This is a genomic window from Mesorhizobium sp. M0938 (assembly GCF_040319125.1).
Classification (GTDB): domain Bacteria; phylum Pseudomonadota; class Alphaproteobacteria; order Rhizobiales; family Rhizobiaceae; genus Mesorhizobium; species Mesorhizobium robiniae.
The window spans coordinates 13167-34940 of record NZ_JAMYNS010000003.1; the positions used below are offsets into that span (position 1 = coordinate 13167).

25 protein-coding genes are annotated in these 21774 nt (G+C 62.3%); 4 read left to right on the plus strand and 21 right to left on the minus strand.

Annotated features, from left to right (window positions below; genetic code table 11):
• Positions 1-61 precede the first annotated feature (61 nt).
• The 5 genes from NKH73_RS05285 to NKH73_RS05305 form a co-directional block, all read right to left on the minus strand.
• Entirely contained in the window at positions 62-544 is a 483-nt protein-coding gene (locus tag NKH73_RS05285) for a molybdenum cofactor biosynthesis protein MoaE (protein ID WP_352928815.1), read from the minus strand.
• A 1-nt stretch (position 545) separates the two neighbouring features.
• The gene (moaD, locus tag NKH73_RS05290) at positions 546-803 is read right to left on the minus strand and encodes a molybdopterin converting factor subunit 1 (RefSeq protein ID WP_352928817.1); all 258 of its coding nucleotides are present in this window, start codon (positions 801-803) and stop codon (positions 546-548) included.
• A 1-nt stretch (position 804) separates the two neighbouring features.
• Positions 805-1401 carry a CDP-diacylglycerol--glycerol-3-phosphate 3-phosphatidyltransferase gene (gene pgsA, locus NKH73_RS05295; RefSeq protein ID WP_352928819.1) on the minus strand — a complete coding sequence of 199 codons (597 nt, stop codon included), beginning with the start codon at positions 1399-1401 and terminating at the stop codon, positions 805-807.
• A 98-nt stretch (positions 1402-1499) separates the two neighbouring features.
• The gene (gene uvrC, locus NKH73_RS05300) at positions 1500-3584 is read right to left on the minus strand and encodes an excinuclease ABC subunit UvrC (protein WP_352928821.1); all 2085 of its coding nucleotides are present in this window, start codon (positions 3582-3584) and stop codon (positions 1500-1502) included.
• Complete coding sequence (locus NKH73_RS05305; RefSeq protein ID WP_352928822.1) at positions 3581-4357, minus strand: SDR family oxidoreductase; 777 nt, start codon at positions 4355-4357, stop codon at positions 3581-3583. Before NKH73_RS05305 ends, uvrC begins: the two co-directional genes overlap by 4 nt.
• Before the next feature lie 409 nt (positions 4358-4766).
• Between NKH73_RS05305 and NKH73_RS05310 the strand changes: the two genes are divergently transcribed.
• Complete coding sequence (locus NKH73_RS05310) at positions 4767-5417, plus strand: outer membrane protein (RefSeq protein ID WP_128243678.1); 651 nt, start codon at positions 4767-4769, stop codon at positions 5415-5417.
• 136 nt (positions 5418-5553) lie between these two features.
• Here NKH73_RS05310 and NKH73_RS05315 read toward each other — a convergent pair whose 3' ends face one another.
• From NKH73_RS05315 to NKH73_RS05325, 3 genes are all read right to left on the minus strand, one after another.
• The gene (locus tag NKH73_RS05315; protein WP_352928824.1) at positions 5554-6165 is read right to left on the minus strand and encodes a Pr6Pr family membrane protein; all 612 of its coding nucleotides are present in this window, start codon (positions 6163-6165) and stop codon (positions 5554-5556) included.
• Positions 6166-6279: 114 nt separating this feature from the next.
• The gene (locus tag NKH73_RS05320) at positions 6280-6876 is read right to left on the minus strand and encodes a glutathione S-transferase family protein (RefSeq protein ID WP_352928826.1); all 597 of its coding nucleotides are present in this window, start codon (positions 6874-6876) and stop codon (positions 6280-6282) included.
• A gap of 462 nt (positions 6877-7338) precedes the next feature.
• On the minus strand, positions 7339-7800 hold the full coding sequence (locus NKH73_RS05325) for a hypothetical protein (protein WP_352928828.1): 462 nt from the start codon (positions 7798-7800) through the stop codon (positions 7339-7341).
• A 554-nt stretch (positions 7801-8354) separates the two neighbouring features.
• Here NKH73_RS05325 and NKH73_RS05330 point away from each other — a divergent pair.
• A complete protein-coding gene (locus NKH73_RS05330; RefSeq protein WP_352928829.1) occupies positions 8355-8693 on the plus strand; it encodes a transcriptional regulator in 339 nt (112 codons plus the stop codon).
• On the opposite strand, the gene NKH73_RS05335 is transcribed toward NKH73_RS05330, so the two are convergent.
• The 11 genes from NKH73_RS05335 to NKH73_RS05385 form a co-directional block, all read right to left on the minus strand.
• Positions 8663-9115, minus strand: a complete 453-nt coding sequence (locus tag NKH73_RS05335; RefSeq protein ID WP_352928831.1) for a hypothetical protein — start codon at positions 9113-9115, stop codon at positions 8663-8665. The genes NKH73_RS05330 and NKH73_RS05335 overlap by 31 nt on opposite strands.
• Before the next feature lie 130 nt (positions 9116-9245).
• The gene (locus tag NKH73_RS05340; protein ID WP_352928833.1) at positions 9246-10091 is read right to left on the minus strand and encodes a 23S rRNA (adenine(2030)-N(6))-methyltransferase RlmJ; all 846 of its coding nucleotides are present in this window, start codon (positions 10089-10091) and stop codon (positions 9246-9248) included.
• A gap of 3 nt (positions 10092-10094) precedes the next feature.
• Positions 10095-10712 carry a hypothetical protein gene (locus tag NKH73_RS05345; protein WP_352928834.1) on the minus strand — a complete coding sequence of 206 codons (618 nt, stop codon included), beginning with the start codon at positions 10710-10712 and terminating at the stop codon, positions 10095-10097.
• A 190-nt stretch (positions 10713-10902) separates the two neighbouring features.
• Positions 10903-12003, minus strand: a complete 1101-nt coding sequence (locus tag NKH73_RS05350; RefSeq protein WP_352928836.1) for an ABC transporter ATP-binding protein — start codon at positions 12001-12003, stop codon at positions 10903-10905.
• 10 nt (positions 12004-12013) lie between these two features.
• The gene (locus NKH73_RS05355; RefSeq protein WP_352928838.1) at positions 12014-12847 is read right to left on the minus strand and encodes a carbohydrate ABC transporter permease; all 834 of its coding nucleotides are present in this window, start codon (positions 12845-12847) and stop codon (positions 12014-12016) included.
• A 19-nt stretch (positions 12848-12866) separates the two neighbouring features.
• Entirely contained in the window at positions 12867-13802 is a 936-nt protein-coding gene (locus NKH73_RS05360; protein WP_352928840.1) for a carbohydrate ABC transporter permease, read from the minus strand.
• Positions 13803-13888: 86 nt separating this feature from the next.
• Positions 13889-15148: an ABC transporter substrate-binding protein gene (locus NKH73_RS05365; RefSeq protein ID WP_127205898.1), complete on the minus strand. Its 1260-nt coding sequence runs from the start codon at positions 15146-15148 to the stop codon at positions 13889-13891.
• A gap of 27 nt (positions 15149-15175) precedes the next feature.
• Complete coding sequence (locus NKH73_RS05370; RefSeq protein WP_352928842.1) at positions 15176-16351, minus strand: PLP-dependent transferase; 1176 nt, start codon at positions 16349-16351, stop codon at positions 15176-15178.
• A complete protein-coding gene (locus tag NKH73_RS05375; RefSeq protein ID WP_352928844.1) occupies positions 16348-17088 on the minus strand; it encodes a FadR/GntR family transcriptional regulator in 741 nt (246 codons plus the stop codon). Before NKH73_RS05375 ends, NKH73_RS05370 begins: the two co-directional genes overlap by 4 nt.
• Before the next feature lie 197 nt (positions 17089-17285).
• Positions 17286-18122: an EamA family transporter gene (locus NKH73_RS05380; protein WP_352928846.1), complete on the minus strand. Its 837-nt coding sequence runs from the start codon at positions 18120-18122 to the stop codon at positions 17286-17288.
• Positions 18119-18643 (minus strand): TetR/AcrR family transcriptional regulator, encoded by a 525-nt coding sequence (locus NKH73_RS05385; RefSeq protein ID WP_352929820.1) that lies wholly within the window; start codon positions 18641-18643, stop codon positions 18119-18121. The genes NKH73_RS05380 and NKH73_RS05385 overlap by 4 nt, the downstream gene beginning before the upstream one ends.
• Between NKH73_RS05385 and NKH73_RS05390 the strand changes: the two genes are divergently transcribed.
• Positions 18557-18742: a hypothetical protein gene (locus NKH73_RS05390; protein ID WP_352929858.1), complete on the plus strand. Its 186-nt coding sequence runs from the start codon at positions 18557-18559 to the stop codon at positions 18740-18742. The genes NKH73_RS05385 and NKH73_RS05390 overlap by 87 nt on opposite strands.
• A 204-nt stretch (positions 18743-18946) precedes the next feature.
• On the plus strand, positions 18947-19669 hold the full coding sequence (locus NKH73_RS05395; RefSeq protein WP_352928848.1) for a haloacid dehalogenase type II: 723 nt from the start codon (positions 18947-18949) through the stop codon (positions 19667-19669).
• A gap of 35 nt (positions 19670-19704) precedes the next feature.
• On the opposite strand, the gene NKH73_RS05400 is transcribed toward NKH73_RS05395, so the two are convergent.
• Positions 19705-20154, minus strand: a complete 450-nt coding sequence (locus NKH73_RS05400) for a DNA polymerase III subunit chi (protein WP_352928850.1) — start codon at positions 20152-20154, stop codon at positions 19705-19707.
• Between the two features lie 18 nt (positions 20155-20172).
• The gene (locus tag NKH73_RS05405; RefSeq protein WP_352929823.1) at positions 20173-21684 is read right to left on the minus strand and encodes a leucyl aminopeptidase; all 1512 of its coding nucleotides are present in this window, start codon (positions 21682-21684) and stop codon (positions 20173-20175) included.
• Between the last annotated feature and the right edge of the window lie 90 nt (positions 21685-21774).

Sequence of the window (21774 nt, forward strand, 5' to 3'; positions counted from 1 at the left end):
CATGCCTAACCGGCCAAAAGCTCTCGCAGGATTGCGGTCAATGCATGGCCGCGTGCTGGATTTATTCGCCGGGTTTTAGCTTCCAGCGGCTGGCAGCCCGGTCATCGCTTTCCTTGGCATCGACCCAGCCGCTATCCGAACCATCACTATGGTGTTCCTTCTTCCAGAAGGGCGCACGCGATTTCAGATAATCCATCAGGAAGTTCGCCGCCTCGAAAGCGGCCTGCCGGTGCGCGGAAGCCGCCACCACCAGCACGATGTTTTCGCCGGGCGCAATCCTGCCGTGGCGATGGATGGCGGTGAGCCCCTGGAGCGGCCAACGGCCGACCGCTTCGGCGGCGATGCGGCCGATCTCGGCTTCGGCCATGCCGGGATAATGTTCGAGTTCGAGTGCCGCGAGCCTGCCCGCTTCATCGCGGCAGAGACCGGAGAAAGTCACCACGGCGCCGATGTCGGTACGGCCTTGCATCATTCGAGCGATCTCGGCGGCGACATCGAAATCCTCCGCCTGGATGCGCACCGTCGGCACCACCGCGGCCGGCATTTCAGCCCCCGGTCATCGGCGGGAACAGCGCGATCTCGCGAGCACCTGATATCTTCTCGCGGTGCTCGACATGTTCCTGGTTGATGGCGACGCGGATCACGTCAGGGTATTGCAGCGCATGCTCATATTCCTCACCGCGTGTTTTCAGCCAGCGCAGCAGGTCGGCCACCGTCTCGATGCCGGCGGGCAATTCGACATCCTCTTGCGGTTTGCCGATCCGCTCGCGCACCCAGGCGAAATAAATGAGCTTCGTCGACATCCTATTCGTCCATTATGTGCTTGAGGCCGGCACGGAAATAATCGTAGCCGGTGTAAAGCGTGACCAGGGCAGCGATCCACAACAGCACCAGCCCGGTCTGGGTGGTCAGCGGGAAGACCTTGTCGCCGGCAGGTCCCGCCAGCAAGAAGGCGATGGCGACCATCTGGATCGTGGTCTTCCACTTTGCCAGCTGTGTCACCGGCACCGAGACCTTCAGCGCCGCCAGATATTCGCGCAGGCCCGAGACCAGGATCTCGCGGCACAGGATGATGATCGCCGCCCAAAGCGACCAGCCGGCGATGCCGGCATGGCGGTCGGTGTCGGCCGCCAGCAGCAGCAGGCACGTCGCAACCAGCAACTTGTCAGCGATCGGGTCGAGCATCTTGCCGATGTTCGAGGTCTGCTGCCAGGCGCGCGCCAGATAGCCGTCGAAATAATCGGTGATCGAGGCGAGCAGGAAAATGATCAGCGCCGACCAGCGGGCGAAGTCGCTCGATTTCAGATGCCCCTCAAGAAAAAAACACAGCACGACCAGCGGCACCGCGACGATGCGGGCGTAGGTGAGCATGTTGGGCAGGTTGAATGCGCGCTGGGCCATATTTTTTGGGAACTCTTTCTGCCTGACTACTCAAATCAGAAGCGAATGTGGGGGGTCAACAGGCGATAGTCGATGGACCAACCGAAAATAGCAATCCATCAACTCTCATGAAAATGGTTGTAGACGAGCTTCGCCACCTGCTCGGATATACCATCGACCTTGACCAAATCCTCGATCGCGGCGCGGCTGACCGCCTTGGCTGTGCCGAAATGCATCAGCAGCGCGCGCTTGCGTCCGGGACCGATGCCGCTGATCTCATCGAGCGGGCTCTTGACCATTTCCTTCTTGCGGCGAGCGCGGTGCGAGCCGATGGCGAAGCGGTGGACCTCGTCGCGCAGCCGTTGAACGAAATAGAGCACCGGATCGCGAACGGGGAGCGAAAACGAGTCCCTGCCTTTGACGAAGAAGCGTTCCCGACCGGCGTCACGGTCCTGGCCCTTGGCGATGCCGATGGCCTGGACCCGGTCCTCAATGCCGAGATCGGCGAGGATCTTGCGCACCGCCGTCATCTGGCCCTGGCCGCCGTCGATGAGAATGACGTCCGGCCAGGCCGGGAAGCCGCCCACATCCTCGATATCGTCACCCTGTTCGGCCGCGGCGTCCGCCGCCTGGTCGCTCTGTGGGGCGTCGCCATGTTCCTTCAGCAGGCGGGAAAAACGCCGCTCCATCACCTCGCGCATCATGCCGAAATCGTCGCCTGGCGTGATCTCGGTCGAGCGGATGTTGAATTTCCGGTACTGGTTCTTCACGAAGCCTTCCGGCCCGGCGACGACCATGGCGCCAACGGCGTTGGTGCCCATGATGTGGGAGTTGTCGTAGACCTCGATGCGCACCGGCGGCTTTTTCAGCCCGAAGGTCTCGGCGAAACCGGTAAGCAGCCGGCCTTGCGTCGAGGTCTCGGCCAGCCGGCGGCCGAGCGCCTCGCGGGCATTCTGCAAGGCGTTGTCGGTCAAATCCTTCTTCTCGCCGCGCTGCGGCACCAAGATCACCACCTTGCGACCCGCGCGGGTGGAGAGAGCCTCCGCCAGCAGTTCCTGGTCCTCGACTGCATGTGACAAGAGGATAGCGCGCGGCGTTGGCTTGTCGTCGTAGAATTGCGCCAGGAACGAGCCCAGCACTTCCGATCCCTCCAGCGCCGGATCGGCCTTGGGGAAATAGGCGCGGTTGCCCCAGTTCTGGCCGGTGCGGAAGAAGAATACCTGGATACAGACCTGGCCGCCTTCCTGGTGGATGGCGAAGACATCGGCCTCGTCGACGGTCTGCGGATTGATGCCCTGGTGGCTCTGCACATGCGACAGCGCCGCCAGCCGGTCGCGATAGATGGCGGCCCGCTCGAAATCGAGGTTCTCCGAGGCCTGCTGCATGGCGGCGGAGATATCGGTCTTCACTTTCTGGCTGCGGCCGGACAGGAAGTCCTTCGCCTCGGCGACCAGTTTGGCATAGTCGCCATGCGAGATCTCGCCGGTGCACGGCCCGGCGCAGCGCTTGATCTGAAACAGCAGGCAAGGCCGGGTGCGGTTCTCGTAGAAGGAATTGGTGCAGCTCCTGAGCAGGAAGGCGCGCTGCAACGAATTGATGGTGCGGCCGACGGCGCCGGCCGAGGCGAAGGGCCCGAAATAGTCGCCCTTGCGCGAGCGCGCGCCGCGATGCTTGTAGATGCCGGGCGAGACATGATCGCCAGTCAGCAGGATGTAGGGGAACGATTTGTCGTCCCGCATCAGCACATTGAAGCGCGGCCGCAAGCGCTTGATGAGGTTGGCTTCCAACAGCAGCGCTTCGATCTCGGTGCGGGTGACGACGAACTCCATCGTCGACGTCTCGCGCACCATGCGGCCGATGCGGCTGGTGTGGAACCGGCCCTGCGCGTAATTGGTCACCCGCTTTTTCAGGCTGCGCGCCTTGCCGACATAGAGCACGTCGCCTGCGGCATTCATCATGCGATAGACGCCCGGCGCGTTGGGCAGCCGCTTGACCAGCGTCTGGATCACTTCGGCGCCGACCATGCCGTCGGCATCGCCGGCATGCGGCGTCCAGTCGATGGCGGTGAAGGCGACCTCAGGGCCGCCGGCACCGGCAGCTGATGCCTCGACGCTCTCCTCCGCCGCCTCGTCATCGAGATCGATATCGGGGGGCAGATCGTCGGCGGCGCCGCCTCGTTTGTGTTTCTGGTCCATGGGACTCATTCAACAATGCCTGTCACATCCGGCGTCTGCCATGCAAGGTGCTGGCCGCCGTCGAGCGCGATCATCTGGCCGCTCACCGAGCGCGCAGCCCAGAGATAGCGGATGGTGGCGCCGAATTCAGGCAATTCCGGGCCGCGCTTCAGGATCAGGCCGTCGACCTGCGCGGCAAAATCGCTGTCGTCCTGACGCGCGCTCTTCAGCGTTGGGCCAGGGCCGATGGCGTTGACGCGAATGCGGGGTCCCAGCGCCTGCGCCATCATCTGCGTCTGCGTCCACAATGTCGATTTCGACAGCGCATAGGAGAAATAGCGTGGCGTCGGGCGCCAGACGCGCTGGTCGATCATATTGACGATCAGTCCTTCCTGGCCTTGCGGCAGCGCGCGCGCGAATTTTTGCGCCAAAAGTGCCGGCGCCTTCACATGGACTGCGAAGTGGCGGTCCCAGGCAAGCCAGTCAAAATCCTGAACCGTATCGTCAACGAACAGCGAGGCATTATTGACCAGCAGGGTGACAGGTCCGAGCGCGGCCTCGGCGCGGCCGACCAGGTCGCTGACCGCGGCCATGTCGGTCAGGTCGGCGGCAACCACGGCGGCGCGGCCGTCCTGGCCAAAATGGCCGCCATTGATCCGGGCGGCCAGCGCTTCCGCCTCGCCCCGCGAGCGGTTGCAATGAATGGCGACCGCAAAACCGTTCGCGGCAAGATCCTCCACGATCGCCTTGCCGATCCGCTTGGCCCCACCCGTCACCAATGCCGTTCCAGCGGCCTTGCTCATCCTGTCAATCCTCAATAAGCCTCGATTTCAGGCCGGCCGGCGAAATATGGCCGGCCAAGCGTTAAATGCCGTTCGTGCCTTGGGCAGCATTGTGGCAAAGCGGCCGGATCGGTCTTTCGACCCTCGCCCGGACTCGGCCTGACAGACCGCAATATAGGGTGCTGGACCCCTTGCTCCAAGCGGTGTTCAGCACGGCAGGGCAAAGCCTCCTGACACGATCTGTTGCGCAGATGCAACGTCAAAGTTCGGCCTCATTCGCGCCCGGTAATGACCCAAGTTCAGGTTCGCTTCAGCCGCATTTTGACACGACATTCGGAACCGTTGAGCGCCAGATCCGTTTATCCCCCCGGCGGGTTGAGGGCGCTTGTGAAAAGCAAGCCTGTGCCTGTGGCTTAAGGAGTAAAGAACAATGCAAGCCAATCTTAAATTTGCGCGACCGCTGGCGGTGGCGTTCGGGCTTTTCGCCCTCGGCGGAACCGCCTATGCTGCTGACGTGATCTCGGAAGAGCCACCGGCACCCGCCCCGATCGCCGAACTTCCGGTCGCGTCGTGGGCCGGTCCCTATGCCGGTGTGAGCGTCGGCTACGGCTTCAGCGGCCATGCCGATGCCACGGATGTCGGAGTCGACGTCGGCACCGACGGATTCGTCGGCGGCGTCTTCGGCGGCTATCAGTGGCAGCAGGAGAACTTCGTGTACGGCGCTGAAGCCGATATCGGCTATAGCGGCATCGAGGGCGACGATGCTGGCATCGAGGCTAAAGGCGGCTTCGAAGGTTCGCTGCGCGCCCGCCTCGGCTACGCAGTCACCCCGGAGATCCTGCTCTACGGCACCGCCGGCGGCGCGCTGAAGAACCAGGAGATCGAAGCCGCTGGCGTCAGCGACGAAAACACCATGCTCGGCTGGACGGCTGGCGTCGGTACCGACATCAAGATCACCGACAATGTGTTCGGCCGTGTCGAGTATCGCTACACCGACTTCGGCGACAAGGACTTCGACGGTGTCGGCAAGGTCAAGTCCAGCGACAACCGCGTCACCTTCGGCGTCGGTATGAAGTTCTAAAGTCGTCCAAGCCACGACAGGAAAAAGCCGGGCCTCGTGCCCGGCTTTTTTTTGCCTGGCGCCTGCCTCTCACCGATGCATCACCTGTGGTGCGACAGTATCTCGCCTGCCGACGCAACCACGCATGATCTCGAGGTCATTGCCGCGCCAGTATTCGGTCGACCAAGACAAGGACTTCGGCTGCTGCGACGAAACCGAGAGCGACCACGACGGCATTCAACATGACCCCGACCCAGCCATGCGCGGACACGTCTATGAATGGATACGCGTATTTCCCTTCAGCGACACCTCGGGCCAGGGCATAGGCCAGATACGCCAGAGGATAGAGCGCCCACAGAAGCGGATCGCGCCACGAGAGCGTCCCCTTTCGCGTGAACAGCAGCCAGAACAACACGACAAGAACAGGGTTGAGCTGATGGAGCAAAAAGTTCGCCTCAGCGGTGGCGCCGGCCAAGGTGCGCAGCCCTTGGAGCAGCAATGCGAAAATCACGCCGACCAAAGCCATGACGGCAGCCATCCCCGCCACCAGCCGTGGGTGATCGAAACGCTCCCCGAGGAGCGCAATGGTTCCGAATACAACGGCGACAAGACCGTTGGTCAGGATCGTGAAATATCCTATCAACACCCATAGCGAGCCGAGCATCGAAGCGCCGCCTCTCGTCTGGGTGCCGAGTTCAAGACCAATGCCAATACAGGCGGACAGACAAATAACGAGTGCAAATAAACGACAGATCAAATCGCCACCCATTGGTCGGCTCCCAAAGACCACGACAGGCGCAGGCTGAATATCTGTCGACGAAATCCCCTCGGCCAACCCAGCCGCCTCCCAGCGGCCAAAGGCCGCCCGCCCCGCCTCAGGCCATCAAGCCGGAACCGCTGGCTTCAGCTCCGGAAACTTCTCGTCGAAACGCGCCGCCCAGCGGACCAGCCGGCTGCGGCCCTTTTCCCATTTTCCGGCAAAGCGCAGCGAGAGATAGCCAAGGCAAGCACGCAGCGCCAATTGGCCGGCGGTGATCTTCTTCGGCAGTTTTGGCGGATTGGCATTGAGCAAATCGAGCGCTGAGGTGATCTTCGCCCACTGGCGGTCGAGCCAGGGCTGGTAGACCATGTCTTCGGGGCGCGTGCGCCGCTCATAGACCATCGACAGCGCGCAGTCGCAGATGCCGTCGGCCAGCGCCTCCAGCACTTCCGCCTCGAGTCGTTTGTCGGGATTGCGCGGAAACAGCGCGTTCTTCGACATTCGGTTGAGATGCTGGGTAATGGCGCGGCTGTCGTGGATCGAGCGGCCGTCGTCGAGCACCAGCACCGGGATCTTGCCGAGCGGATTGGCGCCGATCAACTCGGCCGGCTGGTCTTCGGTTTTCATCGGCACGAGTTCGACGGCGATGCCGGCATAAAGCGCGGCCATACGCACCTTGGAACTGTAAGGGGACGTAGAAGCGTAGAGCAGTCTGGGCATGATCTGGTTCCTGATTGCCGCGACAGCGCCGCGCGTCCTATTGGACGCGCAAAGGACGCTGTAGAATTTTGATTTTGCGCATGGTCCTTTTCCGAAAATCGATCCCGATTTTTTGGGCCATGCGCGGCACTGTTGACCGGCTCGCCGATATGATCAACAGCCCACAGACGGGAAAACCAGCCGCCAAGGAGCAGCGGCCGCTTTCTCGCTTGAGGCGGTTGGAGCGACGGGAATAGCTGAACAGGCCAGAACCTGGCCAATCCGGCCTTACAGCGAGGAACCGTTCAGGCACAGAGAAATGCCCCACCAGACTTCGCCGTAACGGCGAAGTCCTGGGAGCTGCGAAAGCTGTCTTCCCTCCGCCTCTGTTCTCGCCCGAGCACCGACCTTGCGAGCGAGGCGCCTGTCCGGCACCCGCCCTCAACGGTCATCAGCACTGTCCGCGCGGGCGAAGAAACGCGATTACTTCTTGGCCTTTGCCTTGGCCGGCGCTGCCTTCGCCTTCGGCTTGGCCGCAGGCGCTGCTTTCTTCACTGCCGCAGAAGACTTCGCTGCTGCCGCTTTGGCCGGTGCAGCCTTCTTGGCCGGTGCAGCCTTGGCAGGCGCTGCTTTCTTCGCAGCCGGTTTTGCCGCGGCCTTTGCAGCAGGCTTCTTGGCTGGAGCTGCTTTTGCCTTGGCGGGCGCAGCCTTGGCCTTGGCAGGTGCCGCTTTCTTCACCGCCGGTTTTGCCGCGGCTTTCGCGGCCGGCTTCTTGGCCGGTGCTGCTTTTGCCTTGGCCGCAGCGGCCTTCGGCTTGGCAGCAGGCGCTGCTTTCTTCACAGCGGTTGCGACTTTCGCCGCCGCTGCTTTTACCGGCGCCTTCTTTGCCGGTGACTTCTTTGCCGGTGACTTGGATGCCGGCGCTTTGGATGACTGTTTAGCCATGTCATGCCCCTTCCGTTGTGCCGACGGCCATTAGTGACCCGGCGTGCAATGCATATCTGACTCGCGGCTTGCTAGCCAGCGAAGCATCAGCATGAATTTTGCAGTTTAAGTTTTGGTTACGGGCGACACAAGCTCATGCTGATTTCACAAAATGTCGCTGCTGCTCTTCGACCTTTTCCGAGGGCGTACGACAGACATTCTGCGCGCTTTGTCGGAACTAATCCCGCTACGAAGCGCGAAGGTTATCAAGCGATTTTTCTCCTCGATCATCGATCCGCAACACCATGATGCGCCGCTTCGTCGATCTCATCGTCTTGTACAAACTGACGATCTACACAAGCTACAGAAACAAAGCGGGGCCGTTCTGTACCATGATCTTCTCTAGGCCCGCCGAGGCAATCTCACGCTCGCACATTTTCTTCTAAGTTGACAGATTACTCCATGTCACAGAGTATTCTGCATATGCGGGAGAGTGCAATGTCATTCGCACGAGATCGAACGGCGCTGTTCGAGATCAGTGAGACAGAACGCCGGGCACCACGGCAGGCTCGGTGATGGCTGCCGACGAGATCATCCACCAGAGCGTGCGGCTCAGGATCATGGCGGCGCTGAATTCTCTGGAAAGGCGCGAAATGCTGGAATTCAGCCGATTGAAAGCTATCGTCAGTGCAACCGACGGCAATCTCGGCGCGCATATCGATACGCTTGCCAGGGCGGGATATATCGATGTCGAAAAGCTGTTCGTCGGACGCCGACCGCAAACGCGCATCAAGGCGACGTCAGTCGGACGACGCGCCTTTCGCGGTCACGTCGCCTTCCTTCGCAAAATTCTCGACGAAGCTGAGCAGCCGGACAAACGCGGTCAGCGCAGGACGCGGCAGCGGCCGTTGTAAACCATCCAGCGATCGAAGCCCGAGACGCAGAATTCGACATTGTCGCCGATCGAGGCAAAGCCTTGCCCCTCCTCGATCAAATACCAGATGGTGCGGGCACGGCCGTCGGACAGGCTGACGGTGGCGCCGCAATAGCGGCGGCCGATCGGCCAGGTTTCATTGGCGGGCAGATAGCGGTGCTGGTGGATGCGCTGGAAATCAGTGATCTCGACATCGGGCAGGTTCGGCACGTGGTGCACCTGGTAGGAGAAGCGGCTGGTGATCTTGTTCAGCACCCAGGCCTCGCCGCAAACGCCGCTGTCTTCATCGGTATAGACGGCGAGGTCGGCCGCCTTTGCTGCCTGGGTGACGGCAAGGGACGTGCCGAGCGGCGCGCAAAGGGCGATCAGTGCAGCAAGGGCGGATTGGGCGAAGCGAGTCATGGCAGCCTCTTATGGTCGATTGCGCGCACTGTGCGGATTCACTGGCGCGCGGTCAAGCGGTTGTAGAAATGATGGTTTCTTTGTTTGAAATCCCTTCAACCGAGGCAGGCGCGCGAATACCTCTGCCGCCCTACGCCGCCAGCCATTCAAGCGTCCAGTGCGCTGGCTGCTCGACCACGAGGAGCCTATGGAGCGCCGGCAGCAGCGTGCGCAATTCGCCCTCCAGCGTGAACGGCGGGTTGACCACCACCATGCCGCTGCCGTCGAGGCTGGGCTCGGGCGATGGCGGCCTGATCTCGAAGCCGATGTCGAGCAGCTTTGGGATGCCCGACTGCACCAGCGCCTTCCGGAAGGCGGCGACCGCCTTACGGTCCTTGACCGGGTACCACAGCGCATAGATGCCGCCCGGCCAGCGCTTGTGCGCTTTCTGCAGCCCGTCGACAAGACGGGCGAACTCGCCCTCCTCCTCAAACGGCGGATCGACCAGCACGAGGCCGCGCTTTTCCTTCGGCGGCAGATGCGCGCCGAGCGCCAGCCAGCCGTCGAGCTCGATCACCCGGGTCTGGAAATCGCCTTGGAACAGCGCCCTCAGCTTCGCGGCATCCTGGCGATGCAATTCGATCGCCGACAGCCGGTCCTGCTTGCGCATGAGATGACGCGCGATCAGCGGCGAGCCCGGATATTTTTTCACGCCGCCTTCGGGATTGAGCGAACCGACGGCTTCCAGATAAGGCGCGAGCAGCGCCGCCGCAGGGGTGCTGATCTCGGCGTCGACCAGCCGGCCGATGCCGCCCTGCCATTCGCCGGTCTTCTGCGCTTCGGTCGACGACAGGTCGTAGCGGCCGATGCCGGCATGGGTGTCGATGACGCGAAACGCCTTGTCCTTCTGCTTCAGATATTCGACGAGGCGGCTCAGCACGACATGCTTGACGACATCGGCGAAGTTTCCGGCGTGATAGGCGTGGCGGTAATTCACGATTTAGTTCGAGCCCCTGCCCCAGCGCGGCGCTGGCGGCTGCGAATTCGGATTCTGCGGCCGGCCGCCGCCGCCGAAACGCAACGCCAACAGCAGCCCGATCAGGCCGGCGGCCATCAGCGAGAAGCCGACCGGCCGCGCCCGGCTGTCGATCTCGCCGACGCCGGAGCGCAGCACGAGATCGACCGTCCGCATCTCGATGCCCTCGGCGTCACCGGGGCCAACGGTGAAGGTGTAAGGGCCGGGGCTGACCGTCGCTATCAGGCCTGCCTCGTCGCGGAAGATCTTGTCCGGCAGTTGCGGGCTGACCTGGCGCGGATTTTCCGAATGGGCGAATTGCAGCGTCGAGGCGAGCACCGTTCTGCCGCCGGTGGCGGCGGTCAGCGTCAGCACGGTGCGCTGTTGCGAGACGACGATGCGTTCGGTCTTGGCGGTGAGATCGAGCAACACCCGCACCGGCGCGTCGGCAGTTGCCAGCGGCACCGTCACCGGCTTGAACCGGCCCTGTTCGTAGACCCGCCAGGTGCCGATCTCATGGCCGGAGAAATTGGTCATCGCCCAGGGATAGACGACGCCGATGCCGGTGCCGGCGAGCAGGATCAGAAGAAACAGAAAGCGCATGCGCTCAACTACCTAGCCCGGATATTAGCATTGGCGCCGTCGGCGCGTTCCATCTCGTCCAGGAGCCATGTCGAGGCCGAGATCGAATGTCGTATCGAATTCGGCGGTGCCAAGATAGACAATAGCATCGGCCTCAAGGGTGGGAACCGGTTTTGGGAAAATTCGAGTACTCTGAGCGACCCACGGAGGATCAGCTCTTCCCCTTCTGGAGGTTCGATTCCAATGCGCGCATTCCAGTCTCATCGAACAAATGCAAATGTTGCGGCGGGAAAGCCACCGTCACCGTAGGGCCGGCTGTCAGCGCGGCCCGGTCGAGCGTGAAGACGTTGAATGGCAGGCCATGCAGGCCGAGATGCAGGATGATGCCGAAGCCGGTCGGTTCGATCAGATCGACCGTCGCCCTCAGGCTGCTCTCCGAGCCCGGCGACATCTCGACATGCTCAGGCCGGATGCCGAGCGTTACCGCCGCGCCTTGCTTGAGTTGATAGGCTGACGATAGCCCAATCAGCGTTCCATCAGGCAGTCGTGCGCCGGCCGTGGCTCCGCTGACCTCGTAGCGTGCCGAGAGAAAATTCATGGCCGGCGAGCCGATGAAGCCGGCGACGAACAGGTTGGCCGGGCGGTCGTAAAGCTCCAGCGGGCTGCCGACCTGCTGCACCACGCCCTCATGCATGGCGACGATCCGGTCGGCCAATGTCATCGCCTCGATCTGGTCGTGGGTGACATAGATCGAGGTTGCGCCGAGATCGCGGTGCAGCTTCTTGATCTCCGCCCGCATCTGCTCACGCAAGCGCGCGTCGAGATTGGACAGCGGCTCGTCGAACAGGAATGCCTTGGGCTGTCGCACGATCGCACGGCCCATCGCCACGCGCTGGCGCTGACCGCCCGACAGTGCTTTCGGCCGCCGCGCAAGCAGCGGCTGCAGCTCAAGCTTCCTGGCCGCATTGCTGACAGCGGCTGTGATCTTCTCGCGGGCCGCCTTCCGGATCCGCAGGCCATAGCTCATGTTCTCGGCGACGTTCATATGCGGGTAGAGCGCGTAGGACTGGAACACCATGGCGATGTCGCGGTCCTTGGGTGCCCGCTCATTGACGCGCATGCCGTCGATCCGGATCTCGCCCTCAGTCACGTCCTCGAGCCCGGCGATCATGCGCAGCAGCGTGCTCTTGCCGCAGCCGGACGGACCCACCAGCACCACGAACTCGCCATTCTCTATCGCCAGATCGACGCCATGCAACACGGAGACGATGCCGAAATTCTTGCGAACGTTGCGGATGTCGATCGAAGCCATGAAACCTCACTCAGCCCTTGACCGCGCCGGCCGTCAGGCCCTGGACCAGATAGCGCTGGATGAACAGGAAGAAGAGGCAGGCCGGGATCAGCGCCAGCACGCCGGCCGCCATCATCTGCCCGAAATCGACGGAAAACTTCGACACGAAGGTGAGCAAACCGACCGGAAACGTGGCCGCGCTGTTGCCCGAAATCAGCATCAGCGCGAACAGCAGTTCGCTCCACGCGGCGGTGAACACAAAACCCAGCGTCGCGGCAATGCCCGGCAGCGTCAGCGGCAGGACGATCTGGCGGAAGGCCATGAACTGCGTGGCGCCATCGATCTTGGCCGCCTCCTCCAGCTCCTTGGGGATGCCATCGAAGAACGACTGCATCAGGAAAGTCGCAAAGGGGATGTTGAAGGCCGTGTAGACGATCACCAGCCCAGTCAGGCTGTTGGTCAGTCCGAGCGGCGAGAGCATCTTGAAGATCGGCGCGACCAGCATCACCAATGGAAACATCTGGGTGAGCAGCATCAGCGCGACCAGCCAGTATTTGCCACGGAAGGTGAAGCGCGACAGCGCATAGCCAGAGAGAGACGCGAGCAGCGTCACGATCACGGCCGTCGCGCCGGCAACGATCATGCTGTTCCTGAAGAAGATCGGGAACGCACTATGGGCCAGCACGAAGCGGAAATGTTCAAAGCTCATCCGCGACGGCCACATCCGCACGCCCTCCGAATAGAGCAGGTCGTTCGGCGTGACAGATACTTTCAACAGCCAGAACAGCGGGAACAGCGCAAAGACCACGTAGCAGAGGATCGCCAGGCGGTGCAGCGCGGTGCCGAAGACCGAATACCTGTTCATCTGGTTATCCCCTGATCCATCAGGCCCGATCCATCAGGACTTGCCGCAGCATGACGATCAGCATCGAATAGGCGAGCAGCAGGACGAGCAGCACCAGCGCAATGGCCGAGGCATAGCCGAAATCAAGCGCCCTGAAAGCTTGCGTGAAGATGTAGCTCGCGACGATCTGCGTGCGGTCGGCCGGCCCGCCGCTGGTCATCACGATGATCAGATCGGCGAAGTTCGAGATCCAGACGGTGCGCAGCAGCACGGTGATCGCAATGGTCGGCGCAAGGAATGGCAATGTGATCGAGGTGAACCGCCTGATCGCGCCGGCGCCGTCGATCGCCGCCGCTTCGTAGAGGTCGCGCGGGATGGCCTGGAGCGCGGCCAGCAGCGTGATGGCGAAGAAGGGAATGCCCCACCATACGTTGGCGATGATCGGTCCCCACATGGCAAGCTGGGGATTGGAAAGGATGTTGGCCGGCTCGCTCATGAGGCCGAGCGCATAAAGCCAATGCGGCAGCGGTCCGATGACAGGGTTGAACAGCCACGCCCAGTTGAGCCCGGTGAGGAAGGTCGGCACCGCCCATGGCAGGAACACCAGCGCCTGCGCGACGGCGCGGCCGGCAAACGGCCGGTCGAGCAACAGCGCCAGGATCAGGCCGAACACGAATTGCAGCAAGACGGATGCGCCGGTCCACCACAGCGTGTTGCGCAGCGCGCGGTAGAAATTGTCGTCGCCATAAAGGGTGCGAAAATGATCGAGCCCGACATAGCCGCCAGAGAAGGGATTAAGCAAGTGCACGTCGCGGAAGGCGTAGGACAGGCCTAGCACCAGCGGCGCCAGCATGATGGTGACGATCAGAACCAGCGCCGGGGCGGTGTAAAGATATGGTTCGGCATGGCGCGTGATCCGGTCGACCAGCGACCGGTGCCGCGATTCCGGGAGGCCGGCAGTGGCGTCAAGAACCATCGGGTAACGCTTTCGTTCCATTGGCCATGGACGGGATCTATCGGAGCCACCCACGACGGGCGGCTCCGATGCTCGCGGTCCGCCGTTTATTTCTTGGCCAGGAATTTCTGCTGCGCCTTGGTCAGATAGTCGGCCCACTGGTTGGCCATTTCCTCTGGCGTGATATCGCCGAGCAGCGCCTGTTGACTGGTCTTGATGACCATCGAGTCCTTGAAGAAGGCGAACTCCTCGAGATAGGTCGGCATGACCGTCGGGACCGCATCCTTGTCCTCGAGTTCGGCGAACCAGCCCTTGAACTGCTCGCTCGCGTAGAACGGATCCTTTTCAGCCGACTTGTGGACCGGCAGCGCCCCGGTGCGCTTGTTCCACTCGACATTGCCCTCCGGCCCTTCGAGCGTTTCGATCAGCTTCCAGGAAAGGTCCTTGTTCTGGCTGGCCGCCATCATCGACCAACCGGCATAGCCGATGGTCGGGAACGTCTTGCCGGACGGCCCCTTCGGCATGGTCATGACGCCGTAGTCCTCCGGCTTCATCCGCTCGGCGATTGCGATCAGCGCGTCTGGATCCTGATCGAGCATTGCGCAGGTACCGGTATAGAAACCGGCGACGATTTCGTTGAAACCCCAGTTGACGCTATCCTTCGGTGCCAATCCCTTCTTGTAGAGATCGACAACCCAGGTCAGTCCCTTGACCCAGCCTTCGCTGTTCATGGTCGAGGTGCCGTCATCATTGAAGAATTTGTTGGAGCCGGCCATGGTTGCGCCGAACATCATCCAGCCGTTGAGGCCCCCCGGCCCGCCGCGCAGGCAGTAGCCATATTTGCCCGGAAGCTTGGAGACTTTCTCCGACGCCGCCACGAACTCATCCATCGTCTTGGGCGGCTCGGCGACACCAGCCTCCTGGAACAGCTTCTTGTTGTAGAACATCGCCCGGAGATAGAAGCCATAGGGTAACATGTAGGCGGTATTGTTCACGTCGCGGCCGAGTTCGAGCGCGCGATCGGTGAGGCCCGAAGTGTGCTCCCATTTGGCGAGATAGGGCTCCAGGCTCTCAAGCAGGCCGTTGTTGGCATAGAGCGACAGCCAGGTGTCCGGCATCTCCATGACGTCGGGGATTTCGCCGGCAGACACCATGGTCGCGAACTTCTGGAACGCTTCGCCCCAGGGCAGCGAGATGACCTCGACCTTCGTGCCCGGGTTGGCGGCCTCGAATTTGGAGACGATCGATTTAAGGGTTTCGGTGCGCTCGGGGCTAGTGATCACCTCCACGAGCTTCAGCGTCGTGTCGGCGAGTGCGGCACCCGACATCAGTACGGTCGCGAATGCCGCGATAAGAAGCTTCTTCATTTTCCGTTCCCTTCTTGTCTGATTGCTTCAGGTCTTTTCTTCGGAAGCGGCGGCGATCGCCGTTTCCAGGTCTCTCCACAACGCCTCGGTTCCCTCGAGGCCGACATGGAGACGCACGGACCGCGGATGGACGCCGAACGCCAGCGCGGAATTGGGTTGGGCTTTCTGCTGCAGCACGACCTCACCCGGTACGATGAGGCTTTCATGGCCGCCCCACGACACACCCAGCTTGAACAGCTTAAGGCGGTCGGCAAACGTCCGGATGTCGATGCCGTCGCGGAAGACGAATGAAAACAGGCCCGACGTGCCGGTGAGCCCCGCGGGAAGCCGGTTGGCCAGGCCCGGATGACAGACCTTCTCGACGATCGGATGATCCTGCAGGCGCCGTGCGATTTCGAGGCCGGACGCCTGATGCGCGCGCATCCGGATCGGTAGTGTCCGCAAGCCGCGGATCAAGAGCCAGGCATCGAATGGCGACAGCTTGCCGCCGAGATAAGGGTAGGCTTCGGCGCGGATGCGGCTGATCAAGTCCTTCGAGCCCGCGACCACGCCGGCCACGACATCGCTGTGGCCTCCCAGATACTTGGATGCGGAGTGGACCACAATATCGACGCCGAGCGACAGCGGCCGCTGGAAGACCGGGCTGGCCCAGCTGTTGTCGATGATGGTCGGGATGCCACGGGACTTTGCCAGCGCAGCGAGCGCACCGATGTCATGCGTTTCCATGACCCAACTGGTCGGGCTTTCCATATAGAACAGCTTGGCGCCAGGTAGGGCGCTGGCGACGGCAGCTTCGTCGCGTCCATCGACATAGGTCACTTCGATGCGCATGCGCGCCAGCAGCGTCCCGAACAGCCGGAACGCGTCCGGGTAGATGTGCCTGACCGCGACGATGCGGTCGCCGGGCTCGACAAAGCTCAGCACCGCCGACGAGATGGCGGACATGCCGCTCGCAAAACCGATCGCGTCCTCGGCGCCTTCCAGTTTTGCGAGCATTTCCTCGAACATGCGCACGGTCGGGTTCAGCCCACGCGTGTAGGTCGGCCGCACTTTTTCGCCGCGGTATGTCTCGAGCATCTCATCATAGTTCGGGAAGGTGAAGAGCGAAGTCTGCACGATCGGCGGCACGACGGCATCGAAGGCGTTGCCCTCGTCATGCGCGGCAATCAGCGATGCCTGGTCGAAAAAATCGGGACCGTTCATTTCGACATTTCCTCGATATCCTCTTCCACGATCTCGAGGATCTTCAACGTTTTTCCGCGCGCCAGCTCCGCGTCCTTGGCGACGATGGCATCGAACAATTCGCGGTGATACGGAAATGATCGCCGCGCGAAATCCTGGCGGTCGAAAGGATGGTCCCAGAAGCGCTCGAACGCTTCGCGCATCTGCCCCAGGAGCTGCCGGAAAAGCGGGTTGTGCGTGGCGTCGTAGACGGCCAGATGGAAGGCCAGGTCTTCCGGACCCGACGTGCCGGTGGCAAGATGGACGCGCTCCATCTCGATAAGTTTTTCCTCGATCGTCCTGAGATCGTCGGCCGTTCGCCGCCGTGCCGCAACCATGCTTGCCTCGGCCTCGATGCCGCGGCGCACCTCGAGGGTGTGCAAGAGACCGTCGCGCAGCTCTGCCGTATCGAGCGACAGCGGCAAATGGATCGTGCCGGCGGATATCGGCTTGAGCAGATAGGTGCCGCTGCCCTTGCGGGTCTCGGTGACGCCGAGCGCTTCGAAACGCCCCATCGCCTCCCGTATTGTCGAACGCCCGACGGAAAGCGCGGCCATCAATTCGCGTTCGGTCGGAAGCCGGTCACCGCTCTTCAGCGCGCCGCGCTCGACATAGTCGGCCAGCGCTTCCATGACCTGCTTGCCGCGATCCAGGGGCGGGAGCGTGGCGATTGCCACACGCGTGGCAGGGGCCCCGGGCAGTTCGCCGCGCGCTCGCATCGCCACCTATTTCCAAAATTGGTCTGACATCCTAGCAGGATTGCGCGCGGTCATCCTTTCGTCAAGTGGCTGGCAGTGTCTCAGTTTGAATTTCCGCTCACGACCCTTGCGGACCTTGAACGTTGCCGCAAAAGGCTTCTGCGACGTTGCAAAATCAGGTGCAAAACTGTCGCTTTAATCGGGAATTTTGCGACAGATCATGACTGGTAGCCGAGGCAGATCGCGCCGATCGCTACGATACCGCAGGCGACAATGCGGCGAGCGGTCAAGGTTTCCCCAAGGAACAACCATCCAATGAGGACCGCGAACACGACACTCGTTTCCCTCAGCGCCGTAATTGGACCTGCCGGCCCCAGCGCGAAAGCTGCCACGACGACGCCATAGGCGATCATTGCAACGAGGCCACCGCCGAGTGCTTTCCATGTTTCGGGGGAGCGAACGTCAACAGCGAGCTTTCCCCGCATGAGCATGAACGTGGCGGGAAGCAGGCTTCCGTAGAGAACCAGCACCCAGGCCGTATATGCGCCGCTATGGTCGGCCAACCGCACGCCGACTGCATCGACTGTAGCATAGCTCGCGATGATCGCGCCTGTCGCGAGAGCAAATAGGATCGAGGACGTTGAGGCCCTGCCCTTACCGAGCGAAAGGCTCATGATGCCCGCGGCAACAAGGGCGACACCCACCATCTGGTACGTGCCGAGGCGTTCGCCGGCGAGCAGGAAACCGCCCAGCGTGACCAGCAGAGGCACGGTCCCCCGGACGATCGGGTAAACCTGTCCAAGTTCGCCGTACCGGTAGGCCGCGACGAGGAAGACGCTGTAGCCGACCTGGAGGGCGGCAGAAAGCGCAATGTACGGCCAGGCACCAGCGGCCGGCAGTGGAAGGATAAAGATAAACGGAAACGCCAATACCGTGCTGGAAATGCTCATGACGGTCACGGTCCACAGCCGATCAGCGCCGTTGCGGAGAAAAGCGTTCCATGTCGCATGAAGGATGGCGGCAAAGAGTGCGAGGCCGACGACGACCGCGCTCATTGGATCGCCTTCGGTACAGCAAGAATCCGCTTTGCTGCCTCGCGTGCATTCTCGATGGCAGCCTTGCCCTGCCCCATTTGGGCAAGAAGAGTTGCGCCCTCGATTAGCATGAACAGCGCCGAAGCCATGCTTTCGGCCTGGGCGTCCGGCATCGTCGCTTCGAGGATTTTTTGTATTCGCCGCCTCAGACCGTCCTTTTGCCGAGTGACGGCCTTGAACACCGGATGCTCAGGGTCTCCAAATTCGGCCAAGGCGTGCTGGAACAGGCATCCATGAAAATCCGGGCTGTCGAACCAGTGCTCGTACCAGTCGAAAATAGTCGCGATCTTCTGTTGGGGTGTGGTGACTGCGCCCCCAAGCCGATCGAGTTGCCGTGCAAACCGATCGGCCCGCCAGTCCAGAACCTCGACAATGAGGACATCCTTTTTCGGGAAATGACGATACATCGTCATCTTGGCGACCTCGGCCTCTGCAATGATGCGGTCGATGCCGGTCGCGTGGAAACCGACGCGCTTGAACAAGCCATAGGCAGTTTCAACAATGTGCTGCCGCTTCTCGGCGGCGTCGGCGCGGAGCGACATGGCAAAGCCTTATGTGATACAGACCTGTCTCACTTATAGGCCAGATGGCAGCTTCGGTCAACGAGTGTCGAGCGTCGAGACAGCAGCAGCGCGAGGCCGGCCGAGATCGCACCAAAGGTGAAAGTGCTAGTCCAGCCCAAGCCGCATAGCTGCACCACCGAAGCCAGCCCTGGGGGCGTTCGGTCGACTTCTCAGGCCAATCCGTGCCAAAGACGCGGTGTGCGGATCAAGGAGCCAAATGTGATGCCATTGGATGGCGTACGTGCCTTGGTATTCGACGTATTCGGTACTGTCGTCGATTGGCGCAGCGGCGTGGCGCGCGAAGCTGAGCCGTTCCTGAAGCGGCATGGAGCCGGAACGGCCATTCCTACCGCTTTCGCCGATGCGTGGCGCCGCCGTTATTCCCCAGCGATGGAGGAAGTGCGCAGCGGCCGACGGCCCTTTACACGGCTCGACGTGCTGCACCGGGAGAACCTGGAAGCTGTTTTGCCAGAATTCGGGATCGACCCGGCTTCGGTGCCGGCGTCCGAGCTGGACGAACTGAACCTGGCATGGCACCGATTGGAGCCATGGCCGGACGCGGTGGCTGGCCTCACACGGCTGAAGGCCCGCTATATCATCGCGCCGCTCTCGAACGGCAACATCGTCCTCATGCTCAACATGGCCAAGCGTAGTCGCATCCCCTGGGATGCGATCCTCGGCGCCGAAGTCGTGCAAGCGTACAAGCCGATGCCGGAAGCCTATCTTCGCACCGCTGACGTCCTGGCAATGAAGCCAGATGAGATCTGTCTCGTGGCCGCTCACAATGGCGACCTTGCAGCGGCTCGGGCGTGTGGATTGCGAACAGTCTTTGTCCCGCGTCCGACCGAGCACGGGTTAGCGCAGACCACCGACTTGCACCCCGATCAGGCCTGGGACCTGGTGGCCAGTGACTTCATTGAATTGGCTGAACGGCTTCAGTTGTAGCGCGTCTCAACGATCAGCAAACGAGGCAAAAGGCTTTACGCCTTACGTTCCCAGCGCCGATCCGATGTCTGTTGCCAGTAGGTGACCGCGTGGCCGGCTTCCTTCATCGTCTTCCAATGGGTGCGCGCCGCCTCGACCTGGGCCGCATCGTGGCCGTCGAACAGGAACACGGCGCGCTCATAATTACCAAGCTCCGGCGGCGCTGCGCCGTCGACCAGGAAGCGTATCTGCGCCTCGTTGGGATTGTCCTGGCCGGTTGTCAAAAGGATCGGCTGCTCGGCCAGATGGGATTCGCGGTCGGTTGCATGCGCCAAGAACGAATCGTCCCTGAAGGTCCAAAGATGCTGGTCCAGCGCGTCGCGCCGCTCCTCGGTGCCGGTCTGCACCACGGCGCGCCAACCGCGATCGACGCTGCGCTCGAGCAGGCCGGGCAATGCATCCTCCAGCGTCGATTCAGTCAGGTGATAGAACAGGACGTCGGCCATGATCGTGCCGTGAAGGCTTCACCCCTCGTAGTTGTCGCGGACCAACCGGTCGAGCAGCCTGACGCCGAAGCCGGAGGCCCATGACTGGTTGATCTCGCTGGACGGCGCGCCCATCGCGGTGCCGGCGATGTCGAGATGCGCCCAGGGCGTATCCTTAACGAAGCGCTGCAGGAACTGCGCCGCGATGATGGCGCCGCCGTAGCGGCCGCCGATGTTCTTCATATCGGCATTTTTCGAATCGATCAGCTTGTCGTATTCGGAGCCGAGCGGCATGCGCCACACCCGTTCCTGCGTCGCCTGCCCGGCGCTCGTCAGCCTGTTCGCCAGTTCGTCATCGTTGGAGAACAGGCCGGCATAGTGCTGGCCGAGCGCGACCATGATGGCGCCGGTCAGCGTCGCCAAATTGACCATGAATTTCGGCTGGAAGCGATCGTTGCAGTACCACAGCGCATCGGCCAGAACGAGGCGGCCTTCGGCGTCGGTGTTGAGCACCTCGATGGTCTGGCCCGACATCGAGGTGACGATGTCGCCGGGGCGCTGCGCGTGGCCGTCGACGGCATTTTCCACCAGCCCGATGACGCCGACGACGTTGGCCTTGGCCTTGCGTGCGGCCAGCGCGTGCATCAGCCCGGTCACGGCGGCGGCGCCGCCCATGTCGCCCTTCATGTCCTCCATGCCGGAGGCCGTCTTTATCGAATTGCCGCCAGTGTCGAAAGTGACGCCCTTGCCGACGAAGGCAACGGGGCTGTCCTTGGCCTTACCGCCGTTCCATCGCATAACGGCCAGGCGGGCGCCACGCGGCGAGCCTTGCGCGACGCCGAGCAGCGAGCCCATGCCGAGCTTTTTCATATCTTTCTCGACCAGGATCTCGACCGTGACGCCGAGCGCTTCCAGTTCGCTGGCGCGGGCGGCGAATTCCACCGGCCCGAGTATATTAGCCGGTTCGTTGACCAGATCGCGCGCCAGGAGCACGCCGTCGATCACCGCCGCCTCGTCGGCGAAAGCCTTTTTCGCCGCCGCCGGATCGGTGGTATGGATGGTCACCTTGACCGGCTTTTTAGGCTCGACCTTCTTGCCATCGCGCTGGCCGTCGCCATTGTCCTTTTTCGTCTTGTACTTGTCGAAGGCATAGCTGCGCAGAAGGATGCCCGCGGCAAGCTGCGCTGCATGCCCACCGCCGACGTCAACACCAGGCAGATCGAGCACGACGGCCACATCTGTCGCCTTGCGCAAGGATCCAGCGATGGTGCCACCGAGCTTCAGCCAGGCATGGTCGTTGAGTCCCGAGACCTTGCTGACGCCGACCGCCACCAGCCGGTCGAGCGATGTGCCCTCCGGCGCCAGCACTTCGACCAACCCGGCAAACTTCCCGGAAAAGTCGGCCACCGGAAACGCTCGCTCCAGGGTATTGGCCGGATCGCAAGCCTTTGCCGCGTCACCCAGGGCGCCATCGTCGGCCGCCAGCACGAAGACACTGCCCTTTTTGGGCGTGGCGAATTTGGCGAAGGCGATCGAAGGTCTCGAAGTCATCATGTCCTGCTTTCGGGAACGGCGTTGGTTTTTCGGGAGAATGCCTTGGTGGAACGCGATACTTGGCCGTTTCCGGACGGAAGCACCACC